Here is a 21,889-nt window from a genome sequence, read left to right as displayed (position 1 = left end):
GAGCTCGCTCAGCCCCCGAGGGGCGTCACGAGTCTACCCCGCCCACACTCGCCGGGCCACGCGACCGACAAGGCGGAGCTTCGCCTCCTGCTCCGCCGGGGTGAGCGGGTTGCCCGCCTCGCCCGAGGCGAAACCGCACTGGGGACTCAGGGCCAGGCGCTCCAGGGACACGATGGCCGCGGCCTCGCGGATGCGCCGCGCCACCGCGTCCTCGTCCTCCAGGGCGCCGCGCTTGGTGGTCAGCAGGCCGAGCGCCACCTGGACGTCGGGGCGGACGTGTCGGAGCGGGCCGAAGTCCCCCGCCCGCGGGGTGTCGTACTCCAGCAGGAGGCGGTCGTAGTTTGCCAGCCGGGGCAGGACCTCGCCGGCGATGCGCTCGTAGCCCCCGTCGGCCAGCCAGCGTCCCCCGGGCGCGTTGCCGCGGCAGATGTGGATGGCGCGGGTGATCCCCGACACCCCGGCGAACAGCTCGTTGTCGATCTCGGCGTCCTCCACCAGCTCCGCCGCCATGTCGTGGCCCCAGGCCTCGAATGCGGCGCGGTTGTCCGCGTCCACGTGCCACTGGGCGTAGTTCGGCGCATCCATCTGGACGTAGTCGCCGCCCAGCGCGACGATCCTGGCCACCACGTGCTCGCGCAGGTACCGGGCGATCGCCCGGAGCAGATCGCCGGCCGTCGGATAGGCCGCGCGCGAGTATTCCGGATGCCAGAAGATCCGATGCCAGCTAGGCGCGGGGATCGTGAACTTCGTCCGACGCCGGGCGTTGGCCCGCAGGAACGCGTACTCCTCGGCCACGATGTCGCGGACCACGGTGAGCGGCCTGGTCACGAAGGGCCGGGTGGGCGCGGTCCACACCTGGGCGCGCTGGCCGCCGGGCTCCTTCCAGAGCGACCACCACCCCGGATCGGCCGGCAAGAACGCGTAGCCGGCCAGCGGCGCGCGGGCCACCCCGGCCTCGCGCAGGGGAATGGTGACGACCCACGAGTTGCGGCGCAGCTCCCCGTCCGTGATGACGTCGAGGCCGGCCGACTCCTGCAGCGCGATGGCCTCCCGGACCGCGCGATCCTCGACCCGCCAGAGCGCGTCGGCGTCGATCCGTCCCTCCTGCCGGGCCTGCCGCGCCTCGCGCAGATAGGCCGGCCGCAACAGGCTCCCCACCACGTCCGCGCGCGCGATGCTCACGGCATGAACCTGGGCAGCCACAGGGAGAGCACCGGGAAGGCGATCAGGATCGCCAGGCGCACCACGTCGGCGACCATGAACGGCAGCACGCCGCGGAACACCGTCCCCGTGCTCACCTCGGGGAGCAGGTTCTTGAGCACGAAGAGGTTCATCCCCACGGGCGGGCTGATCAGGCCGATCTCGACGACGGTAACGATCAGGATGCCGAACCAGACCGGGTCGAAGCCGAGCTGCACGATCACCGGGAAGAACACGGGGATCGTGAGCAGGATCATGGAGGGCTCCTCCATGGCCGTCCCCAGCACCACGTAGATGGCGCAGATCGCCGTCACCGCCAGCAGGGGATGCACGTCGAAGCGGGTGACGAACGCCTTGAGATCGGCCGGCATCGTGGTGATGTTGACGAACTCGGCGAACACCAGCGCGCCGATGAGGATCGTGAACAGCATGGCGGTGCGCGCGCTCTCGATGAGTGCAGCATACAGCGTCCGCCGGGTCAGCGCGCGACGCCCCAGCGCGAACGCCATGGCCCCGAACGCGCCCAGGCCGGCGCCCTCGGTGGCCGTGAACATCCCCACGTAGATGCCGCCGATGACGAACACGAAGAGGGCCGCCACGGCCCAGACCTCCTTGAGGGCCAGCCAGCGGACGCGCCACGGGGACCGCTCGCCTGCGGGTCCCGCGTCGGCATCCCGCCAGGTGACGTACGCCACGGCCACGCACAGCAGCAGGGCGGCGATGATGCCGGGCACGATGCCGGCGGCGAACAGCTTGCCGATGTTGGTCTCGGTGAACACCCCGTAGATCACCATGATCGTGGACGGCGGGATCAGGATGCCCAGCGTGCCGCCCGAGGCGATCGCGCCGGCGGCGAGCCGGTCGGAGTAGCGGAACCGCTTCATGGAGGGGTAGGCCACCTTGGCCATGGTGGCCGCGGTGGCGATCGAAGACCCGCAGATCGCTCCGAAGCCCGCCGAGGCCACGATGGTGGCCATGGCCAACCCCCCGCGCAGGTGCCCGATGAAGGCGTAGGCGGCGCGAAAGAGCTCCTCCGACATGCCGGCCCGCGTGGTGAAGTTCCCCATCAGGATGAACAGCGGCACCACCGACAGCGTGTAGTTCCGTCCGGTCTCGTAGATCTTGGTCTGGGCGATGGCGAAGGCCACCGCCAGGAGCGCGACCAGGCCCAGCAGGCCTTGGGTCATCGGCGCGCGAGGGCCTTGGCCAGATGGATCAGGCCGGTGACCGCGATCATGATCGCCATGAAGTAGACGAAGGGCCCGTACACGATGCGCAGCACGTCGGTGGCGTCACGGTACGCCCAGATCCGATCGGCCTTGAGCCAGACGAGCCGGCTGAGCAGGGCCAGCACCGTGGCCGAGACCACGTGGACCCCGCGTTCGAGCGGCCGCCGGGTGGCGGCGGGCAGGAGCCGATCGATGAAGTCCATCGTGACGTGCCCGTCCGCGTACGAGACCAGTGGCAGACCCGCGAAGATCAGCACCACCAGCAGCAGCTCGGTGACCTCGAAAGCGCCGGCCAGAGGCCGGTTGAGGACGTAGCGCCCCATCACGTCGACGACCGTCAACAGCATCAAGGCCATGAGCAGGATGGAGGCGGCGATGCCGAGGACCGCGTCGGCGCCCCGCTCCCATCGGGACTCGGACGCGGTCACTGGCCGCGGGTCTTCTTCAGCTCTTCACGGCCACGCCGGATTTCAAGAGCTCGAAGGATTCCGGGGCCGGCTTGACGAACGCGGCGGCGCCGAGCGCCTTGGCCACCGCCTCGGCCACGCCCCCGCCCGTGCGGATCTTGAGGCCCTGCACGTCGTTGGTCCCGCTCACCGTCCGCTTGGTGAACATCTGGCCCGGCCCATCGGTGAACACGCCGAGCAGCTTCACGCCCCGGTACTCGCCGACCTTGTGGAAGTGCTTCCAGTGGACGCGGGAGTAGGCGACGGAGTTGCTCAGCGCCGTTTCGCCGCTGCCCGGCAGCTCCGGCAGGAGCGGCAGGACGTGTCGGGCCGGGGTGTAGCTCGCCGTGACATAGGAGACGTCGACCAGGCCGTCCCGCACCGCATCGAAGGTCCCCGGCGGCGCCGACGGATGTTTGGGCAGCATGGTCTCCTCCAGTCGGGGGTCCGCGGTGAGCGGGTAGTGTAGCAGATCGCTTGACTTGGTCCGTGACGGCCCTATATTCGGGGATTCTCCAGCGACAGTGCGGCATGGAGGTAGCCATGAAGATCTATGGATCGCGCGTCATCGCCTTCACAGCCATCGTGTCGGCCGGGTTCGTCGCCCCGGGGGCTGGCCCCACGGCCCTCGCCCAGGGCACCGGCGTCCTGGCCCAGGCGAGCACGCCTGCCGCGGCGCAGCAACCCGCCGCATCCGCGCCCCCGGCGACCATCGGCCTGCCCCGACTCCGAGACTACGAGGCGATCCCGGAATTGCGTGACATCTACTTCGACTTCGGAGAAGCCGCGATCCGGCCCGGCGACGCCAGGATCCTGGACGCCAACGCCGCGTGGCTTCGCGCGAATCCCGACCAGGTGGTGCTCATCGAAGGCCACTGCGACAATCGCGGGGTCACCGGGAGCAAGCACGAGTTCAATTTGGCGCTGGGCGAACGGCGGGCGGTGGCCGCGATGAATTACCTCGTCGCGCAGGGCGTGGAGCGGAGCCGCATCAAAGTTCTGAGCTACGGCGAGGAGCGGCCGCTCTGTGCTGAAGACAACGAGCGCTGCTGGACCCAGAACCGGCGATCGCGGTTCCTGGTGAAGCCCCGCTAGATCAACCGGCACACAATCGTCCAACTTCGGCCCGCCGTCGGCCAGGCCGGAGACCAAGGCCGGCCCGGGTGTGCAGTTTCTACAAGCGCGTTGTAGGCTTGGCCATCGCGGCTCTGCAAATCCATGCGCCACCTCGCCCCGCGACAGCAGTGATCACCGGGTTACGCGGCCCGCCCGCTGGCATTGCAAATGCCTGGATTACGGCTTTTCTCACCGCAGGCCCGGAGGGCCGGGAACCTCGTTCGCGGCTGCCGGCCAGTGACGAGGGGGCACGGCTATGAACGAAGAACGCAGCGGAGCGTCGGAGGGTTCACGCTCGCCGTGCGGGCATTCCAACGTCCCAGGCGCTCACTTCTGTGATGTCTGCGGCGTCAAGCTGGCGCTGCAATGTTCCCGGTGCCACGCGATCAACCGCGACCAGGCAAATTTCTGCAGCAACTGCGGTACGAGTCTTCGTGAGGTCCCGCAATCCGTCGATCGGACATTCTTCGGCCACCTGCCCTGGGCGATGGCGGGAAGTGAAGCTCAGGCCGACGGGCCCGAGGATACCGAGCGTCTGGAGGAGGTAGAGCGATTCCTCGATCGCCGCCCGGGAACGCGACGGGCCTGGATCTGGCTGGGGACCGTGGCGGTGAGCGCCATGCTCGGTGTGCTCGGCGCCGCTCTGGTCCGGTCGCAGCTGGGGACGCCCAGCAGCGACGCGAATCCCCGCGCGCTCACCTCGCAGCAGGAGGTCGCCGGGAGGCCGGACAGTGCGCCCTCGTCAGGGGCCCAGGCCCAGCCGCCTCCCCCCAGCGACGACCCGCCGGCAACGGCGGTCAGGGCTGACGAGCACCAGCCGGCGCCGGCTTCCCCCCGGGCCGGCGGGGAGCTGACATTCGTCGTCCCGGCGGAGCCCCCTTCCTACGATGCCCACCGGGAAGAGACCTTCGCGCTGATGCACCCGGCGGCCGCCCACTACAACACCCTGCTCCGCATCGATCCGTTCGACAAGACGGGCACCCGGGTCGTCGGCGACCTGGCCGAGGCCTGGACCGTCTCCCCGGACAAGCGCACGTACGTCCTCAAGCTTCGTCGAGGCGTGAAGTTCCACGACGGCACCGAGATGACCTCGCGGGACGTGCGGGCCACGTACCAGAAGATCATCAACCCTCCCCCGGGGATCACCTCGGCCCGAAAGGGCGAATATCTCGAGATCGAGACCGTCCAGGCGCCCGAGCCGTACATCGTGGCGTTCAAGCTCAAGTGGCCCTCGCCCTCGTTCATCCATTCGCTGGCCTCCCCGTGGAACTGGATCTACAAGGCCGATATCCTCGAGCGCGATATCCGCTGGTACGAGAAGAACATCATGGGGACGGGGCCCTTCACCTTCGTGGCCCACCTCAAGGGCTCGCACTGGGTCGGTCGCCGCAACCCCCACTACTGGGACCGCGGCAAGCCCTATCTCGATGGCTACCGCGCCCTCTTCATCCGCGACGACGCCACGCAGGTCGAGGCCATCAAGACCGAGCGCGCGCACATCCAGTTCCGTGGCTTCTCGCCGGCCCTGCGCGACGAGATCGTCCGGGCGCTCGGCGACAAGGTCACGGTGCAGGAGAGCCCGTGGAACTGTGGACTGGTCGTGGCCATCAACCACGAGCAGAAGCCGTTCCACGATCGGCGGGTGCGCCGCGCCTTGTCCCTGGCTCTGGATCGCTACAAGGCCGCCGAAACCTTGTCGAAGACGGCCATCGTGCGCGCGGTGGCGGGCGTGCAGGTGCCGGGCACTCCGTTCGCCACGCCGCCCGCCGAGCTGGTCAAGCTCGCCGGCTATGGGCGGGACATCCGCAAGTCCCGCGCCGAGGCCCGCCGCTTGCTCGCCGAAGCGGGGGTAGGCAAGGGATTCGCCTTCACCCTGAAAAACCGTAACGTGCCGATGCCCTATCGGCACATCGGCGCCTGGCTCGTCGACGAGTGGCGTCAGGTCGGGCTGAAGGTGCGCCAGGAAACGCAGGAGTCGGGCCAGTACTTCAAGGACCTCCGGGCCGGCGGCTTCGAGGTCAGCACCGACTTCCAGTGCGGGTACGTCGTCAATCCCGACCTGGATCTCTACAAGTTCCAGTCCCGCGAGCGGAGCGACGCCAACTACGGCCGCTACACCGACCCGGTCCTGGACGACCTCTACGTGCTCCAGAGCCGTACGGTGGATCCCGAGCAGCGCCGCCGGTACATCCGCATGCTGGAGAAGCATCTGCTCGACGACGAAGCCCACTACATCTACACGCTGCAGTGGCACCGGATCGTCCCGCACAGCGCGCGGGTGCGCGGCTGGACCATTACGCCCAGCCACTATCTGAACAATCAGCTCGATACGGTCTGGCTCGCGCCCGAGTCGAACGGGCGCTAGGCGATGTAGGGCCTGAGCCGCACGGTCACGCCGGTGCCGACGTCGACCTCGCTGCTGACGTCGAGCTGCCCGCCCAGCTGGCGGACGATCCCGAGGCTGCAGCTGAGCCCGAGGCCCAACCGCTGCGGCCCCTTGGTCGTGAAGAACGGCTGCGCCGCCCGCGGCAGCACGTCCGGCGGCATACCGCTGCCGGTGTCGGAGACGGTACAGACCACCCAGGCGCCGCCCGTCGAGGTGGTGATCGTGACCGTGCCCCGATCGGCCACGGCCTCGATGGCGTTGCGCACGATGTGCGCCAGCGCCTCCTCCAGCAGGGCTTCGCTGCCGACCACCCGGGGCACCGCCCCGGACTGCAGGACGAGCTCCACGCGCGCCCCCCGGGCTTGCGCCTCCGCCTGATCGGCGCGACAGAGCTCCACGGCCCGCTGGACGGTCAGGTTCAGATCGGCCGAGTCGCTGGCGGCGTGCGGCCGCCGCACGGAGCATTGCCGCAGCCGGTCGACGAGGCGCGCCGTGTCCAGCGTCGCCTGCTCACCGATCGCGAGCAGGCTGCGATGGTGGGCATCATCGAGCTTGGGCTTGAGCAGCTGGATGCCGGCCAGGATGACCATGAGCCGGTTGTTGACGTGGTGGGCGACGCCGGCAGCCAGCTCCTCGGTGGCCCGCAGTCGCGCCTCGTCCACCAGCGGATCGCGCGATGCGCCGAGCTGTTCCAGCGTGGCCCGGAGCTCGGCGTAGAGGCGCGAGTTCTCCAGGGCGAGGGCGGCGTGTCCGGCGATGATCGACAGCAGCTGGAGGTCGGTGTCCCCGGTCAACGTGCCCTCCAGCGCGAGCGCGCCGAGAACCTTGCCCCGGGCCCGGAGCGGGATGACCCGGGCCGGCGCGACGGCGGTCCCCCCGGCGATGACGTCGCCGGCGGGCAGCCGGTGACCGACCCAGCGTGAGTCGTCGACGTCGCCGGCCGTGGCCACGCAGGTGAGCTCCTGAGAGGCCGTGTCGAGCTGGTACAGCATGGCCTGCCGCACCCCGAGAACGTCGAGGATCGTCGAGACGATCCGGTGAGGTACCCGGCTGACGTCGAGCGGTTCGACCAGGTCCCGGGTCATCGCGGCCAGCGCCGTCGCGGCCTCCGCGCCGCGCTCCCGCTCGATGAGCCGGCCCGTCAGCTGGCGGTTGGCCTGAGAAAGCTCCGAAGCTTGGTCGGCTCGCCGCTTGAGGTGCCCGGTCACCAGAACGACGACGAGGCAGGCCAGCGCGACGATCTTGACGTGCCGGAACGGCTCATCCAGCCCGAAGGGGACGGCGATCTCGCGTAGCAGCGCTTCGCAGACGATGAGCGCCGAGCTGACCAGTCCGGACCCCACGCCGCCACGGAAGACCGAGTACACGACGCACGCCAGGTAGAGCGGGTGCGCGACAAAGTCGCCCTCCGTCAGCGCGTTCACGCCCAGGACGGTCGTGGCCGTGACGAGCGGGCCCATCAACCGGTCTGCGCGCATCGCCGACCCCCGTCCTGGTCGCGCCTTGACCACCATGGCAGCGTTTCGGCTTCGCAAGGCATATGCCAGACGCACGCGCTCGTAACTTCGCTACACTGCAACCAACTCACGCGCTGGCTCGCGGCTGCGGCGACGGCCGGCCGTCAGTGTCGTGACGCGCTGAAGCCCTGCGAACACGGGAAAGGTTTTACCGTGTCGCACGGAACGGTGGCCGGTAGAACAACCCTGGCCCATGACCCATAATGGGCGCCGCACGGACAGGGCCCGCGAGAGGGAGAGGACAGTGATCGACAGCCCGGAAATCCCCCGGCGTCGCAATGCGGAAGCGCTCGACGCCTGGACGGACGTGCTGGTCATCGGTGGGGGCCCGGCCGGCGCCTGGGCCGCGCTGGCGGCAACCGAGGCAGGCGTCCGTGTGATGCTCGTCGACAAGGGGTATCTGGGCACCAGCGGCGCCACGGCACCGTCCAACACCGGAACCTGGTTCGTGCCGCCGGGCGAGGGCCGCCGGCTGGCCATCGAGCAGCGGCAACCGCGCACCGGAGGCCTCGCCGACCCGCACTGGGTCGAGCGCACACTCGACACGGCGTGGGAGAAGCTTCACTGCCTGGCCGACTGGGGCTATTCGTTCCCGCACGGCGACGACGGCCGGCCGTACCTGGCCAATCTGCGCGGCCCGGACTACATGCACTTCATGCGCCGGCGCGTCCTGGCGGCCGGGGTCACCGTGCTTGACCACCATCCGGCGCTGGAGCTGCTGGGTGACGGGGACACCGTGGGCGGCGCCGCCGGGATCGATCGCCAGCACGACCGCCCGTGGCGAATCCGCGCCGGCGCCGTGGTCCTGGCCACCGGCGGCTGCGCCTTCGGCGAACGTATCTTGGGGGCGGCGACGTTGACCGGCGACGGGTATCTGATGGCCGCCGAGGCGGGCGCCGCGCTGGCGGGCATGGAGTTCTCGGCCCAATATGCATTCACTCCCAAGCCGAGCGCGCTCAACAAGGGGCTGCCGTTCCGCTGGGCGTCGTTCACCCGGCAGGACGGCACGCCGATCGCCACCGCGGGCCGCGATCGCCACGCCGCGGTGGCCCAAGCCTTGCTGGAAGGGCCGGTCTTCGCCCAGTACGACAAGGCCGAGCCCGACGTGCGGGCCTGGCTCAGGCAGGGTCAGCCGAATTGCTTCCTGCCGCTCGACCGCAGCGGGGTCGATCCCTTCACCGAGCGCTGGCCGGTGACGCTGCGCTGCGAGGGTACCGTGCGCGGCGTCGGTGGCATCCGGCTCCTCGACGACACCTGCGCGACCGGCGTACCCGGCCTCTACGCCGTCGGCGACGCCGCGACGCGCGAGCGGCTGACCGGCGCTATCAGCGGCGGCGGTGGGCCGAATTCCTCCTGGGCCATCGCGTCCGGGAACTGGGCGGGGCGGGCGGCGGCGATCTTCGCCGTGCGGATTCGAGCCCGGATCGCCGACCGGCCGGTGACGCCGCTGGGCCGGGCCGGGTTGCGGCCGGCGGGGACGGCGCGGGGGGCGCTCGCCCCGCACGAGCTGGCCCGCGCCGTGCGGGAGGAGATGCTGCCGCTCGACCGCAACTTCTTCCGAAGGGAGACGACGTTGCGTCGGTCCCTGGAACGGCTCGACGCCTGCTGGGGCGAGCTGCAGGATCAGGAGCCGGGGGATGCGCTGGCTGCCGTCAAGGCGCGCGAGGCGGCGGCGTTGGTCGCCACCAGCCGCTGGGCCTACCGGAGCGCCCTGGCGCGGACGGAAAGCCGCGGGATGCATCGGCGCCGGGACCTGCCGGATGCCGATCCCGCTCTGGTCTGCTCGTTCCAGGCGAGCGGGCTGGACGACGTGCGGGTCAGCCGCGCCGACCCTCGGACCAGCGCACCCGCTCCATGATCGAGATCGTGTCGGCCCGCCGTTGCATCGCCTGCGACGTATGCGTGAAGGTCTGCCCGGCCGACGTGTTCGAGGCGATGCTGGATGCCGCGCCGGTCATCGCCCGCCAGAGCGACTGCCAGACGTGCTTCCTGTGCGAGATCTACTGCCCCACGGACGCGCTCTATGTCGCGCCCGACGCCGAAGCTCCCTCCGCGGTGAGCGAGAGCGAGATCGAGGCCGCCGGACTCTTCGGCAGCTACGCCCGCGCGCTGGGGTGGCGCCGCGGCCGGCCGGGCGGCGCCGAGCACGATCCGACCTTCCGCCTGCGCGCCGCCGTTCAGTAAGGCGTCGCCAGCCGCGGCTGTCTCGCCGCCGCCGCGGCTGCGCCATCTCCTCAATGTGGAAAGCGGCCTCAACGACGGCCTGGCCCTGCCGATCGTCCTCATCCTGCTCGCCAGGCGCCAGACGGAGCCTGGCGTTCTCGTGGGCGAGGCCGGGCTCGGCGTGGTCCTCGGCGTCGCGGTGCCCTGGGTCGCCGTGCGCTTGGAGCAGACGCGCCTGTTCAGCGCCGCGCCTCGCTACGAGCCGCTGCTGGTCTTCGCCGTGGGTCTGCTGCTGTTCGCGGGGGGCTCGCTCACCCACGCCAATCTGTTTCTGGCCGCGTTCGCGGGCGGCGCCACCCTGGCCTCGCTCTCCACTGCCCTGCGCCAGGCCTTTCACGAGTTCGGCGAGACGCTCAGCGAGCTGCTCAAGCTCGCTGCCCTCCTGGTGTTCGGCATCCTGATGTCCCCGCCGTTCCTCGCCGAGGTTCCGCTGCCTGGCTATGTCTTCGCGCTGCTCGTCCTGTTTCTGGCCCGCCCGCTGGCGCTGGCCATCGCGCTGCTCGGCAGCCGGCTGGACTGGCGCGAGTGGGTGGCGGCCGCCTGGTTTGGACCCAAGGGCTTCGCGTCGGTGGTCTACGGCCTGCTGATCCTGCGCGGCGGCGTGCCCGATGGCGATCTGATGTTCCACCTCATCGCGTTGGTGACGGTGATGTCCATCGTCGCCCACTCGTCGACCGACGTGCTGGTGGCTCGCTGGTTCCGGCACGCGGCGGACCGGCCGGACGAGCGCCTCCTGGGCTCCGATGCCTGAGGCGTCGCCCTCCCCCCGGCTTCGCGGAGCCGACTGAAGGGGCGGTGGCACGGGCCTTGCGTTCGCCCCGAGGGAAGTGGCCCGGCTGCTAAATCTCTGGGACGCGCTCCGCGGAAGTTTCTGGTTTCTTCCCGCTCTGATCACCGCCCTGGCCGCCGCGCTGGCGCTGGGCCTGCTGGCGCTGGACCGTCGGCTGGACAATCAGCAGCTCGCGGGGCTCCTCTGGCTCTACGCCGGCGGGGCGGAGGGCGCCCGCAGCCTACTCTCGGCCGTCGCGGGCTCGATCATCACGGTCGTCGGCCTGGCCTTCTCGATCACCATCGTCTCCCTGCAGCTGGCCGCCGCTCAGCTCGGCCCCCGCCTGCTGCGCAACTTCGTCCGCGATCCGGGCAACCAGGTCGTTCTCGGTATTTTCGTGGCGACGTTCGTCTATTGCCTGCTGGTGCTCCGGACCGTGCGAGGGCGGGACGGCCTCGCCGACGGCACGTTCGTGCCCCACCTGGCCATCACCGGCGCCCTCGGCCTCGCGATGCTGAGCGTCGCGCTGCTGATTTACTTCATTCATCACGCGTCGATCTCGATCCAGGCCGACCACGTCATCGCCTCGGTGGCGCGAGAGCTCGACGGCGTCATCGACAAGCTCTGGCCCGACCGCTTCGGGCACGAGGACGGCGAGGCCGCCGCGGCGCCCCCGTGCGCGGTCACCGACGGCTCCGCCGTCGCCGCCCACGGCGGCGGCTACGTCACAACCCTCGACGAAAAAGCCCTGCTGCGCGCCGGCCGGGACCGCGACGTCGTCGTCCACCTCACCCGGCGTCCGGGCGACTTCCTCATGGCCGGAGAACCGCTCGCCTGGGTCCTGCCGGCCGACCGCGTGGACGAGGATCTGAAACGTGTCATCACGTCCGCCGTCGTGCTCGGTGCCGAGCGCAGCCTGCTCCAGGACGCAATGTTCGGTATCGAGCAGTTGGTGGAGATCGCGGTGCGGGCCCTGGCGTCCGGACACATCGACCCGACCACCGGGCTACGCTGCATCGATCGCCTCGGGGCGGCCGTCGCGCGGATCGGGGGCCGCGACCTGCCCGCGCCTTATCGTCGCGACGCGGCCGGCATCGTCCGGGTCGTAATGCCAGCGCTGACCCTGGATGACATCGTCGTGGCCGCCTTCACGCCCATCCGCCTGCAGGGCGCCGGCAGCCGGTCGGTCGCCCTGCGGCTGCTGGAAACCTTCGCGCGCGTGGCCGCCCGGCACGACCGCCGCGGTCTGCACCTCGCCCTGCTCGGCGAAGCCCTGCGCGTCCGGCGCGCGGCGACCGCGGCGCTCACCGACCCCGCCGACCGCGAGGCCGTGCAGGCGGCGTTCGAGCGGGTCCTGCGCGTGAGCCGTCCCGACGCGCGGAGGGACCTCGACGTCGGCGGCCTCGCCGCATGAGTGACGTGTTCCGCCTCGTCGGTCCCAACCACGCCGTCGAGCTCTTCGGCGTGACGCTCGTCGGCGTCAACGCCATCAACGGGCGCAAGCTGCTGTTCACGCTGCTCTTCATCGCGCTCATCCTCCTCGTGGCCCGCGTGCTCCGCCGCGCCTCCTTGTGGCTGGTCCGCGGCCGTGGATCAGAGCGCGTGGTGTTCTGGGCGCGACAAGGGATCAACCTCACCGCCGCCGCGCTTCTCTTCATCGGCCTCGTGTCCGTCTGGTTCGACGACCCCGTGCGACTGGCCACCGCCCTCGGCCTCATCACCGCGGGTCTGGCCTTCGCGCTCCAGAAAGTCGTTACCGCCATCGCGGGCTACTTCGTCATCCTGCGCGGCCAAACGTTCAACGTCGGCGATCGGATCGTGATGGGCGGCGTGCGCGGCGACGTCATCGCACTGGGCTTCACCCAGACCACGATCATGGAGATGGGCCAGCCGCCGCCGGTGCAGAAGGACGACCCGGCGATGTGGGTGCAGAGTCGGCAGTACACGGGGCGCGTGGTCAGCGTCAGCAACGCCCGGATCTTCGACGAGCCCGTGTACAACTACACGCGCGAGTTCCCCTACCTCTGGGAGGAGCTCGCCGTTCCCATCCCGTACACGGCCGATTGGACGCGCGCCGAGCGCATCCTCCTGACCGCCGCCGAGACGCACGGCGTTCCCGTCGCCGAGCTGAGCGCCGAGGTGCTTGCCGAGCTGCAGCGGCGATACTTCCTAAAGCCGACCGACGTCCGCCCCCGTGTGTACTTCCGTCTCACCGACAACTGGCTCGAGCTGACCGTCCGCTTCGTGGTCCGGGACCACGGCATCCGGGAGCAGAAGGATGCCGTCAGCCGCGAGGTGCTGGCCGGGCTGGACGCCGCGGGTATCCCCATTGCCTCCGCGACGTTCGACGTCGTCGGCCTCCCGCCCGTGCGGCTGGCCGACGAGGCGCCGCGGCCGGCGCGACGCGAGGCGGGCTGAGCGATACCGCAGCGAACCGAGCCGTTAATCGAGGCGGCGGTCGGCCCGGGCCAGGAGGGAGGCGCCACACGAGCTCGAGGCTCCGGCCGGGCACGTGGCCCAGGTCGCGGAGCCCCTCACTCAGCGCGGCGACGAGTTGATCGACCTCGCGCGTGGCCGGCACCGGACCGATGACCAGGATCCGGGACGCCGTCATTCCTCACTCCGCGTGAGCCGGCACGAGCCGGCGGTCAGCTGGCCGGCTTCTTCACCACGATCTCCCAGGCCGGGAGGTTCTCGTTGTGGTTGGCCTTGAACTGCACGTTCTTGTTCAGGCCCCACACCTCGTGGATCTTGAGAATCGGCACGTGAGTGGCGTTGTCCCGCATCCAGTGGTTCACCCTCTCGTAGGCCGACTGCTGCTCGGCGGGATCTGCGGTACCGACCGCCTTGTCCAGCATCTCGTCGAACTCCTTGAAGCAGTGGGGGCTCCAGGCGCCGCCGCAGGCGCTGAAGCCGCGGAAGGAGACCGGGGTGTACCCCGCCCCGTTGCCGAAGGCCTGCATGTACAGGGCCGGCTCCTTGCGCGTTCCCTGCTGGAAGGCCGTGAAGGTCCGGCGGTAGAGCGGGAAGACCATCGCGTTGCACCCGGCGTCGATCTTGATCTCCTTCAGCATGCCGGAGAGGGCCTCGCAGATCTCCTTGTCCGCCGGGTACCTCCCCGAGGTCGCGAAGAACTGGGCCTTGAAGCCGTCCGCGTAACCCGCCTCCTTCATGAGCTGCCGGGCCTTGGCGAGGTCGTACCCGTACCAGGTCATCTTCGGATCGTAGCCGGAGTACATCCAGGGGTGGAGCATCTGCTGCCAGCGGTCGGCAAAGCCACCCAGGAAGGTCTTGACGATACCCTCGGAGTTGACGGCGTGGTTCACGGCCTGCCGCACCCGCACGTCGGCGAACGGCCCGCCGTGCCCGGTGAAGAAGCCCATGTACATGATGCGCACGCTGGGGACCGTGACCACCTCCGTCTTCGGGTTGGCCCGGATCTCCGGGACAAACTGGGGGGCCACCCCGGTGATGACATCCATCTCGTCGGCGATGAGGGCTTTCACGCGGGTCGTGCTCTCTCGGACGCTACGCAGGATGAGGTCCTTCGGCCGGTCGGGGTACATGGTATTGCCCCACCAGCCGGGGTTCGCCTCGAAGACCATCCGCTGGCCCTTGGTCCACTCCTTGAGCAGATAGGGGCCCGAGCATTGAGGCTCGCGCGAGGCAGTGGCCGAGTCCATGTTCTTGACCTTCGGGTTGACGATGTGCCCCCAGCGCTGAAGCAGATTCAGGATGCCGTTGTCGGGCGACTTCAGGTGCAGGATCGCGGTGTGCGTATCCGGGGTCTCGACCCGGTCGATGCTCTTGAAGTAGACGACCAGGCGGCTCTTGGTCTTCGGATCGAGGATGCGCTCGAGCGAGAACTTCACCGCCTCGGCCGTGACGGGGGTGCCGTCGAAGAACTTGGCGTCTTTGCGGAGGCTGAACTTCCACGTCTTGGCGTCGACGCGCTCGAACTTCTCGGCGAGCCAGGGCTTGAACCCGCCCTCCTCCCCCTTCGACTGGATGAGGTTGTCGCAGGCCCAGGGCCAGATCATGGTCCCGATGAACTCGGACTGGATGTGCGGGTCCATCGTGAGGGGCTCGCCCGTGAGCGCGATCGTGACCTGGCCTTTCGGGGCGGCCGCCACCGGCACCGCCAACGCCACGATGGCCAGGGCCGTCAAGGTGATGAGCCATTTATGCATGTGTGTCTCCTCCCTCAAGGGGCTGGGTGATCTGCGAGAGGGACCAAGCGGTGCAGGACAGGTATCACGACATACCGCGGAGGTCAATGACGGAGAAAAGAGGAGCCGCGGGCTTGACGGCCAGAGCAAAAGCGGCGAGCATACCCGCGAGTTCCACGTTCTGGCGGAGGTTCCCCTCTAGGCTCCGCCGAATCTTCGGGGGTCGGCGCATGCGCACGTACGTCACCCGGAGTTTGCTCCAGGGCTTGATCGTCATCAACGGGGTCCTCCTCATTGTCTTCCTCATGCTCCACCTGACGGGGGACCCGGCGGGCGTTCTCATGCCGGTCGACGCCACCCAGGAGGACCTGGAGCGCTTCCGCAAGGACATGGGCTTCGACCGGCCGCTCCACGTCCAGTACGGTTACTTCCTGTTCGGTCACGGGGAGAGGAATCGGGGGGTGGTCCGGGGTGATTTCGGGTTCTCCTACCGTCACGAGGTGCCCGCCATGGGCCTCGTCGTCGAGCACATTCCCGCCACGGTGTACCTCGCCCTGATCTCGATGATCATCGCCCTGGCCATCGCCATTCCGGCGGGGATCCTCTCGGCCGTCTTCCGCAACACCTGGATCGACCACGTGAGCTCGGTCATCTCGATGTTCGGCCAGTCGCTGCCGAACTTCTGGATGGGCCTCATGCTCATCATCGTCTTTTCCGTGTATCTCAGATGGCTGCCGACCTCGGGCTACGAGGGGCCGGAGCACGTCATCCTGCCGGCGCTCACGGCTGGCCTGTACGCGACGGCCCGTCTTATGCGGATGATGCGCTCGACGCTGCTCGAGGTGATGGGGCTGGACTTCGTGCGCACGGCCCGCGCCAAGGGGCTCGGCGAGGCCTCCGTCATCGTCCGGCACGCCCTGAAAAACGCCGCCATCCCCGTGGTGACGCTGGTGGGGCTGGAGCTGGGGCTCCTCCTGAGCGGGACGGTGGTGACCGAAGTCGTTTTCGCCTGGCCGGGGGTGGGCTTCCTGACGGTGGACGCCATCATCAACCAGGACTACCCGGTGGTCCAGGCGGCGGTGACCCTGCTCGCGATCATGTTCGTTGGGGTGAACTTGACGGTCGACCTCGTGTACGCGTGGCTGGATCCCAGGATTTCCTATCGGTAGGAGGCAGAGACAGGACGCATGGCCATCGAGAGAACGATCGTCGCCGAGCGCACGTTTGATGGGTTCGACGGGCTGGCGCGGGAGGGCCCGTCGGGCCTGGAGCGGGCCTGGCGCAAGCTCGTGCGCCGGCCGCCCGCGCTCTTCGGCCTGTTCTGCGTGATGACGGTGGTCATCTGGGCCGCCACGCCCGGTCTCTTTGCCCCGCTCGATCCGCTGGACCAGAACCTGGACCGCTACCTGAAGCCCCCGGGTCACGTGGATGCCCAGGGCCGGACCTACTGGCTGGGTACGGACCAGCAGGGGCGCGACATCCTGAGCCGCATCATCTGGGGGTCGCGCATCTCGCTCGTCGTGGGCATCGCCACCGTCCTGGTGAGCGGTCTCATCGGCGTGACGCTCGGGCTCATGGCGGGCTTCTTCGGCGGCAAGCTGGACGCGGTCATCAGCCGGGTCGTGGACACCGCCCTGGCCATCCCCTTCATCCTGCTCGCCATGTCCCTCATCGCGATCCTCGGGGCCAGCCTGCAGAACATCGTCGTCGCCATCGCGCTCAGGACGTGGATCGTCTACACCCGAGTGGTGCGGGGGGAGGTGCTCGCCCTCAAGGAGCACGAGTTCATCACGGGGGCCCGGGCCATGGGGTGCCGCACGCTACGGATCCTGGTGGTCTATCTGCTCCCCAACGTGCTCTCCTCCGCCATCGTCGTCGCCACCCTCTACCTGGGCCGGATGATCATCATCGAGGCCTCGCTCTCCTTCCTCGGCGTGGGCGTGCCACCCCCGACGCCCACCTGGGGCGGGATGCTGTCCGACGGCCGCGCCTTCCTCGACACCGCCTGGTGGATCGCCTTCTTCCCGGGCGTCGTGCTCATGCTCACGGTCCTCGGTGTGAACCTCCTGGGAGACTGGCTGCGCGACGTCCTCGACCCCCGGATGAAGCGCCTCGCCGAGTAGGCCGGCCGGATCAAGCGCGGCGTCGAACCCCGCGAGCGGCTCAGCGGCCCGGCAGAGCCCGCACCGCGGTGAGAATCTCCGCCTCGGACGGGAACTTCCCGACGCCGGCCAGGCCTTCGGCGGCGCACTCGATGTTGGCCCAGCGCACGATGCCGTCCCGGTCGATCAGGAACTGGCCCTTGAGCTGGGGCCACTGCCGCTCCAGGTCGGCCCGGTCGGTCTCGTTCTCGGTGTAGCCGTCGAGCTTCGCGGCGGCCATGGCGGCTTGCGGAATAGGCAGGGGCTCGGCGAACTCGCCGGTGGGGTTGATCCGTGTCGTCTCCATCGCCTTCAGGAGCTCCGGGGTCGCGGCCGGCTTCGGCACCCCGTACGCGCGGTGCGTGCTGAGCGCCACGTCGGCGGCCAGCCGCAGCCGGGTCGGGCGGAACTTGAAGTAGAGCCGCGCGTTCTCCGGGGTTGTAGCCACGACGCCGAGCGTCTCCACACCCAGTGCCTTGAGCTTGCCTTCGAGCGGGCCCATCTGGGCGATCGAGCGGCGACAGAAGGGACACCACAACCCGATAAACAGAGCCAGCAAGAGAGGGCTCCGGCCCCGGTAGTCGTTCAGGGACACCGTCTCCTCTCGGTCCACCGCCGGAAGGGTGAAGTCGGGGGCCGGCTCGCCCGGGGCCACCGGCCGGCGCGATTCGACAGACGTCATGTCGAGCTCCTCCGTGTGCGGTTCTTCAATAGAGGAATGGAAGCACCATCAGCCCGTCGGGCTCGAGCCCCGCCCGCGCGCAGATTTCTTGGGCCTTGGCCAGGTAGGTCTCAGCCATGGCCTGGTTCCCGGCGTCGAGATACAGCGTCGCGAGGCCATCGTAGCAGGGGAAGAGGAGCTGCGGCTCTCCGACCTGCTCGGCCAGCGCCAGGGCCTCCTCGTACATGGCGAAGGCTTGCCGGTGTTCACCGTGGCACTGGTGGATCTGCCCGAGCACGATGAGGGGCACCGCCAGATGATCGAGCAGGCCCAGGCGCCGGTCGAGATCGATGGAGGCCTGCGCGGCCTCGACGCCCTCGGCCTCGCACCGATCCGTCAGCGCGCAGTACGCCACCGCCAGATTCGCGTACAGGCGCGACTGGAATCCGAGATCGCCCACCTTCTTGGCGGTCTCGAGTCCGCGCAGGCACGTCTCGATGCTGCGGCGCGGGTCGAGGGAGCTGTAGAGCACCCCTAGATTTGTATACCCACGACAGGCTGTCTGCAGCAATTCGCGCGCCTCGGCCAGCTCGATGCTGCATTCGATCTGCGCGACCGCCTCGGCCAGGCGGCCGGTGCGCGCCAGCGCCACGCCGAGCGTGTTGTAGGCCTGCGCGCGCATTGCCGCCGCCTCCCGCGCCCGCTCGGGCGCGGTGGCGGCCTCCTCCTCATGCGTCGCCTCGGCCAACGCCTGCTCGGCCCACGCGATGGCGCCGGCGTTGTCGCCGGCGCGAAAGGCCAGCCGCCCCATTTCCTGTAAGAGATGTGCCCGCTCGATCGCGTCGCCGTCCTGGCCGAGCAGCTCGAGACCGGCGGTAAAGCACACCGCGGCACGCTCCCGGTCGCCGCCGTCCCAATGGAGTCCCCCGAGCTTCCGCTGCAGGCGGGCGGCCGCCCCACGGTCGGTTGCCGTGTCGATCCCCGTTCGCACCGCCTCGTAGAGCGCGAGCGCCTCGCCCCGCCGCCCGGTCAGCCCCAGCAGGTCGGCAAGCCGCTCCTGCGCGGCCCGGACATCCGCGTCGCAGCCCGTGCACTCGGCGAGGGTCTGCAGGGCCCGCTCGTAGTGGCGGATCGCGTCGTCGTTGGCGTAGACCGAACGCGCCCAATCGCCTGCGGCCACGAGGTAGCGCGCCCCGCGGAGCTTGTCCGGGCTGAGGCTCCAGTGGTGGCCGAGGGCTTCCAGGTCGCTCAACCGGTCGGGACGCGGCCCGACGGCGTGCTCGAGGGCACGTGCGGCCCGCTCGTGGATCTCCGTCCGGCGCGACAGCAGAAGATTCTGGTAGACCACCTCGTGGACCAGCCCGTGCGTGAACCGATACTGGCGCCCGTCGGCGCCAGAGCCGACCGCCTGGAGGAGACCGTCCGCCACGAGCCGAGCGAGCGCCGTCTCGAATGTCGCGCCCGCGGTCGCCACGCTGCGGAGGAGCGTCGTGTCGAACACCGGCCCCACCACTGCCGCCTCCTGGAGCAGCCGCCGCGCATCGGCCGGCAAGCGATCGACACGGGAAAGCACCAGCCCGTGGAGCGTGGGCGGAACGTCCACCGTCTCGCATGCCGCCGTGCACATCCAGCGGTCACCCCGTTGCACGAGCACACCCTTTCCCACCAGGCTGCGGACGATCTCTTCGACGAAGAGCGGATTGCCACCGGCCCGGGCGGTGATGAACTCTTGCAGCGGCTCCAGACCATCGAGGGCGCCGCCGAACAGGCCGGCCACCAGGGCGCGCGTCTCGTCCCGGGAGAGCGGGGCCAGCCGGATGACCAGCTGGGCCGCCCGGGCCGCGAGCGGCGGCCGGGTGTCGGGCCGATGCGAGAGCAGCAGCATCAAGGGCCGCTCCGCCAGTTGATCGACCACCTGGCGCAGCAGATCCGCCGAGGCGGTATCCGCCCAGTGGAGATCCTCGACGACGATGAACAACGGCTCCCTGTCCAGGCGCCGCTCGACGAGGGCGCGCGCGGCCAGCCCGATCTGGCGCTGGAGCTGCTCGGGCTCGACGTCGGGGCGGCTCTCACCCTCCAGGCCGAGGACATAGCTCAGCACCGGCGCGAAGGCGGCCGCCTCATCCAGCAGGGCGCCCCGGTCCTCCTGACGGCTCTCGCGGAAGAGGGCCCCGAAGACGCCGTAGGTCGGCTCACCGAGGGACGAGCACGCCGCGCGGCGCACGGCCACCCCGGCCAGCCGCCCGTCGGCATCCAGTCGCGCCAGCAGTTCGGCGATGAGCCGCGACTTCCCGGTACCGGCTTCGCCGACAAGGCTGACCACCTGGGCTCGGCCCCGCCGCATCCGGTCGAACGCGGCCAGCAACTGATCGAGCTCGTCCGTCCGGCCCACGAGCGGCGCCGCCAGGCCGAGCGCGGCGAGGCCCCGCGCCGATCCCGGCTGGGCCAGCGCGCCGAGCAGACGATGGACGACGATCGGCTCGGTCTTGCCCCGGAGGGTGATCTCGCTCGCCGGCTCGAAGGCGAAACGGTGCCGCACGAGGGCGTGGGTGGCCGCTGATACCAGGATCGTGCCGGGCGCCGCGGCTGCCAGCAGGCGCGCCGTCGTGTTCACGGTGTCGCCGGTGACGGCATACGTGGCGCCGGCGGCGCCGCCGAGCTCCCCGGCGACCACCGGGCCGGTGTGGATTCCCACGTGCAGGGTGACCGCCTGGCCGAGGCGCCCCGCCCAGGCCTGGTTGAGCGCCGCGCTGCCCTCGAGCATGTCGAGCGCGGCGCTGCAGGCCCTGGCCGGATCGTCCTCATGCGCCACGGGCGCGCCGAAGACCGCCAGCACGGCGTCACCCACGAACTTCTCCACGAAACCGTCATAGCGGGTGATCGTCCGGGCGAGCGCCTGGAACAGGGCGTTCTGGAACGCTCGGACGTCTTCAGGATCGAGCCGCTCGGACAGCGCGGTGAAGCCGGAGAGGTCGGCGAAGAGGACGGTCACCTGACGGCGGTCGGCCTCACGGCCGGCCGGGGCCGGCGCCGGCTTGGGCCCGACAGTGGCCGGCGGCACTGCCTCCGGCGTCGTGGGCGCCCGTGAGCTTCCGCAACGGGGACAGAACGCGAAGTCGGGTGCGCAGAGGAATCCACAGGCCGGGCAGGGGGCGGGCAGCTGACGCCCGCACCGCGGACAGAACGCGTACCCCGCCGGGCTTTCCGCGCCGCAGCCGGGACAGGTCGACATATCCCCACAATTCTACCGATACGGGGTCGGGAGTGTGGTCAGACCACAGGCAGCGTCCCGACCCCACCGCGCGGACGTCACGACGACGCCAGGTTGACGGTCGATGGCGCGTAACCCTGCGCCCGGAAGCCCGGCCCCGCCGTGGCCCGCACCTTGCTCTTCCTCCGCCGCTACGTTTTCGTAGATTGGAGCTCTGAATGGCCGACGACGGTCGCTGTCCCGTGTGCCGAGCCTTGCGCCTGCCGGGCGATCGCCTGTCGTATCAGGCCGGCCAGCTGCTGCACATGGAGTGCTACGAAGCGACGCGGCGACCCCCCGAAGAAGAGGGCGACGAGCCGTCGACCGAAACCGGCGCGTAACACGCCGGAGAGCCATCCTGTGTCCCGGTGGCGCCGGCGCCACCGCCGATACATGGCCTGGAACCTATCGGCCGCGGCGCTGGCCGGCAAAACTCGGAAAAGTTTTTCCCGGATTGCCTTCGGGGACCGCGCCGCGTTACACGAGAGAGCACAGGGCGGCTCTCATGAACAACGAGCCTGAGCTTCCGGGCCTGCTGCTTTCGTGCCGCGAGCACGCCATCGCCTTCTGCGGGCGATGCGCGCGTCGCTACGGCTCGCGCGACCTGTTCATCGAGCGGGTCGAGACCGAATATCGCTTCCGCTGTCCCACGTGTGGATCCGACCTGACGGATGCCATCGTCGACCACGTGTGGTCGTGCCGGGCCTTCAGCGGACGCAAGGCCTCGTGACGCGAACCGGGCGCGGACGGCTCCGGAGCGGCCAGATGACGACCGTCATTCG

General features: G+C 69.8%; 19 protein-coding genes. 11 read left to right on the top strand and 8 right to left on the bottom strand.

Going from position 1 to position 21,889, the window contains the following annotated elements; genetic code table 11:
* Positions 1-33: 33 nt before the first annotated feature.
* From VFR64_06155 to VFR64_06140, 4 genes are read right to left on the bottom strand one after another with little or no spacing between them, the layout of a single operon-like run.
* A complete protein-coding gene (locus tag VFR64_06155) occupies positions 34-1,182 on the bottom strand; it encodes a cobalamin-independent methionine synthase II family protein (protein ID HET9489317.1) in 1,149 nt (382 codons plus the stop codon).
* Complete coding sequence (locus tag VFR64_06150; protein ID HET9489316.1) at positions 1,179-2,387, bottom strand: TRAP transporter large permease; 1,209 nt, start codon at positions 2,385-2,387, stop codon at positions 1,179-1,181. Before VFR64_06150 ends, VFR64_06155 begins: the two co-directional genes overlap by 4 nt.
* Positions 2,384-2,857, bottom strand: a complete 474-nt coding sequence (locus VFR64_06145; GenBank protein ID HET9489315.1) for a TRAP transporter small permease — start codon at positions 2,855-2,857, stop codon at positions 2,384-2,386. The genes VFR64_06150 and VFR64_06145 overlap by 4 nt, the downstream gene beginning before the upstream one ends.
* A gap of 16 nt (positions 2,858-2,873) precedes the next feature.
* A complete protein-coding gene (locus VFR64_06140; protein HET9489314.1) occupies positions 2,874-3,302 on the bottom strand; it encodes a hypothetical protein in 429 nt (142 codons plus the stop codon).
* A 116-nt stretch (positions 3,303-3,418) separates the two neighbouring features.
* Between VFR64_06140 and VFR64_06135 the strand changes: the two genes are divergently transcribed.
* Both VFR64_06135 and VFR64_06130 read left to right on the top strand, forming a co-directional pair.
* The gene (locus VFR64_06135; protein HET9489313.1) at positions 3,419-3,970 is read left to right on the top strand and encodes an OmpA family protein; all 552 of its coding nucleotides are present in this window, start codon (positions 3,419-3,421) and stop codon (positions 3,968-3,970) included.
* Between the two features lie 508 nt (positions 3,971-4,478).
* Positions 4,479-6,356 (top strand): ABC transporter substrate-binding protein, encoded by a 1,878-nt coding sequence (locus tag VFR64_06130; protein ID HET9489312.1) that lies wholly within the window; start codon positions 4,479-4,481, stop codon positions 6,354-6,356.
* Here VFR64_06130 and VFR64_06125 read toward each other — a convergent pair.
* Entirely contained in the window at positions 6,353-7,837 is a 1,485-nt protein-coding gene (locus VFR64_06125; protein ID HET9489311.1) for an ATP-binding protein, read from the bottom strand. The two genes, VFR64_06130 and VFR64_06125, sit on opposite strands and share 4 nt — an antisense overlap.
* A 301-nt stretch (positions 7,838-8,138) precedes the next feature.
* Here VFR64_06125 and VFR64_06120 point away from each other — a divergent pair, with 301 nt between their 5' ends.
* The 5 genes from VFR64_06120 to VFR64_06100 all read left to right on the top strand — a co-directional run bounded on the left by VFR64_06120 (position 8,139) and on the right by VFR64_06100 (position 13,304).
* Positions 8,139-9,752, top strand: coding sequence for an FAD-binding protein (locus tag VFR64_06120; protein ID HET9489310.1), 1,614 nt, complete (start codon positions 8,139-8,141; stop codon positions 9,750-9,752).
* A complete protein-coding gene (locus tag VFR64_06115; protein ID HET9489309.1) occupies positions 9,749-10,078 on the top strand; it encodes a ferredoxin family protein in 330 nt (109 codons plus the stop codon). The genes VFR64_06120 and VFR64_06115 overlap by 4 nt, the downstream gene beginning before the upstream one ends.
* Complete coding sequence (locus VFR64_06110; protein HET9489308.1) at positions 10,044-10,868, top strand: cation:proton antiporter; 825 nt, start codon at positions 10,044-10,046, stop codon at positions 10,866-10,868. The genes VFR64_06115 and VFR64_06110 overlap by 35 nt, the downstream gene beginning before the upstream one ends.
* A gap of 76 nt (positions 10,869-10,944) precedes the next feature.
* Positions 10,945-12,300 (top strand): DUF2254 domain-containing protein, encoded by a 1,356-nt coding sequence (locus VFR64_06105; GenBank protein HET9489307.1) that lies wholly within the window; start codon positions 10,945-10,947, stop codon positions 12,298-12,300.
* The gene (locus VFR64_06100; protein HET9489306.1) at positions 12,297-13,304 is read left to right on the top strand and encodes a mechanosensitive ion channel domain-containing protein; all 1,008 of its coding nucleotides are present in this window, start codon (positions 12,297-12,299) and stop codon (positions 13,302-13,304) included. Before VFR64_06105 ends, VFR64_06100 begins: the two co-directional genes overlap by 4 nt.
* A gap of 230 nt (positions 13,305-13,534) precedes the next feature.
* Here the strand turns inward: VFR64_06100 and VFR64_06095 are convergent, their stop codons facing one another.
* Positions 13,535-15,076: an ABC transporter substrate-binding protein gene (locus tag VFR64_06095; protein HET9489305.1), complete on the bottom strand. Its 1,542-nt coding sequence runs from the start codon at positions 15,074-15,076 to the stop codon at positions 13,535-13,537.
* Between the two features lie 209 nt (positions 15,077-15,285).
* Between VFR64_06095 and VFR64_06090 the strand changes: the two genes are divergently transcribed.
* Both VFR64_06090 and VFR64_06085 read left to right on the top strand, forming a co-directional pair.
* Positions 15,286-16,224 carry an ABC transporter permease gene (locus tag VFR64_06090; protein ID HET9489304.1) on the top strand — a complete coding sequence of 313 codons (939 nt, stop codon included), beginning with the start codon at positions 15,286-15,288 and terminating at the stop codon, positions 16,222-16,224.
* 18 nt (positions 16,225-16,242) lie between these two features.
* A complete protein-coding gene (locus VFR64_06085; protein ID HET9489303.1) occupies positions 16,243-17,178 on the top strand; it encodes an ABC transporter permease in 936 nt (311 codons plus the stop codon).
* A 40-nt stretch (positions 17,179-17,218) separates the two neighbouring features.
* Here the strand turns inward: VFR64_06085 and VFR64_06080 are convergent, their stop codons facing one another.
* Together VFR64_06080 and VFR64_06075 are read right to left on the bottom strand one after the other, a co-directional pair.
* The gene (locus VFR64_06080) at positions 17,219-17,878 is read right to left on the bottom strand and encodes a redoxin domain-containing protein (GenBank protein HET9489302.1); all 660 of its coding nucleotides are present in this window, start codon (positions 17,876-17,878) and stop codon (positions 17,219-17,221) included.
* Positions 17,879-17,903: 25 nt separating this feature from the next.
* Entirely contained in the window at positions 17,904-21,089 is a 3,186-nt protein-coding gene (locus VFR64_06075) for an adenylate/guanylate cyclase domain-containing protein (protein ID HET9489301.1), read from the bottom strand.
* 197 nt (positions 21,090-21,286) lie between these two features.
* Between VFR64_06075 and VFR64_06070 the strand changes: the two genes are divergently transcribed.
* The gene (locus VFR64_06070; GenBank protein ID HET9489300.1) at positions 21,287-21,448 is read left to right on the top strand and encodes a hypothetical protein; all 162 of its coding nucleotides are present in this window, start codon (positions 21,287-21,289) and stop codon (positions 21,446-21,448) included.
* 164 nt (positions 21,449-21,612) lie between these two features.
* Positions 21,613-21,837, top strand: a complete 225-nt coding sequence (locus VFR64_06065) for a hypothetical protein (GenBank protein ID HET9489299.1) — start codon at positions 21,613-21,615, stop codon at positions 21,835-21,837.
* Positions 21,838-21,889: the final 52 nt, after the last annotated feature.

It is taken from the genome of Candidatus Methylomirabilota bacterium (assembly GCA_035709005.1).
Classification (GTDB): Bacteria; Methylomirabilota; Methylomirabilia; order Rokubacteriales; family CSP1-6; genus 40CM-4-69-5.
The sequence above is the reverse complement of the archived record's forward strand: the minus strand, read 5'-3'. Positions and strand labels throughout refer to the sequence as shown.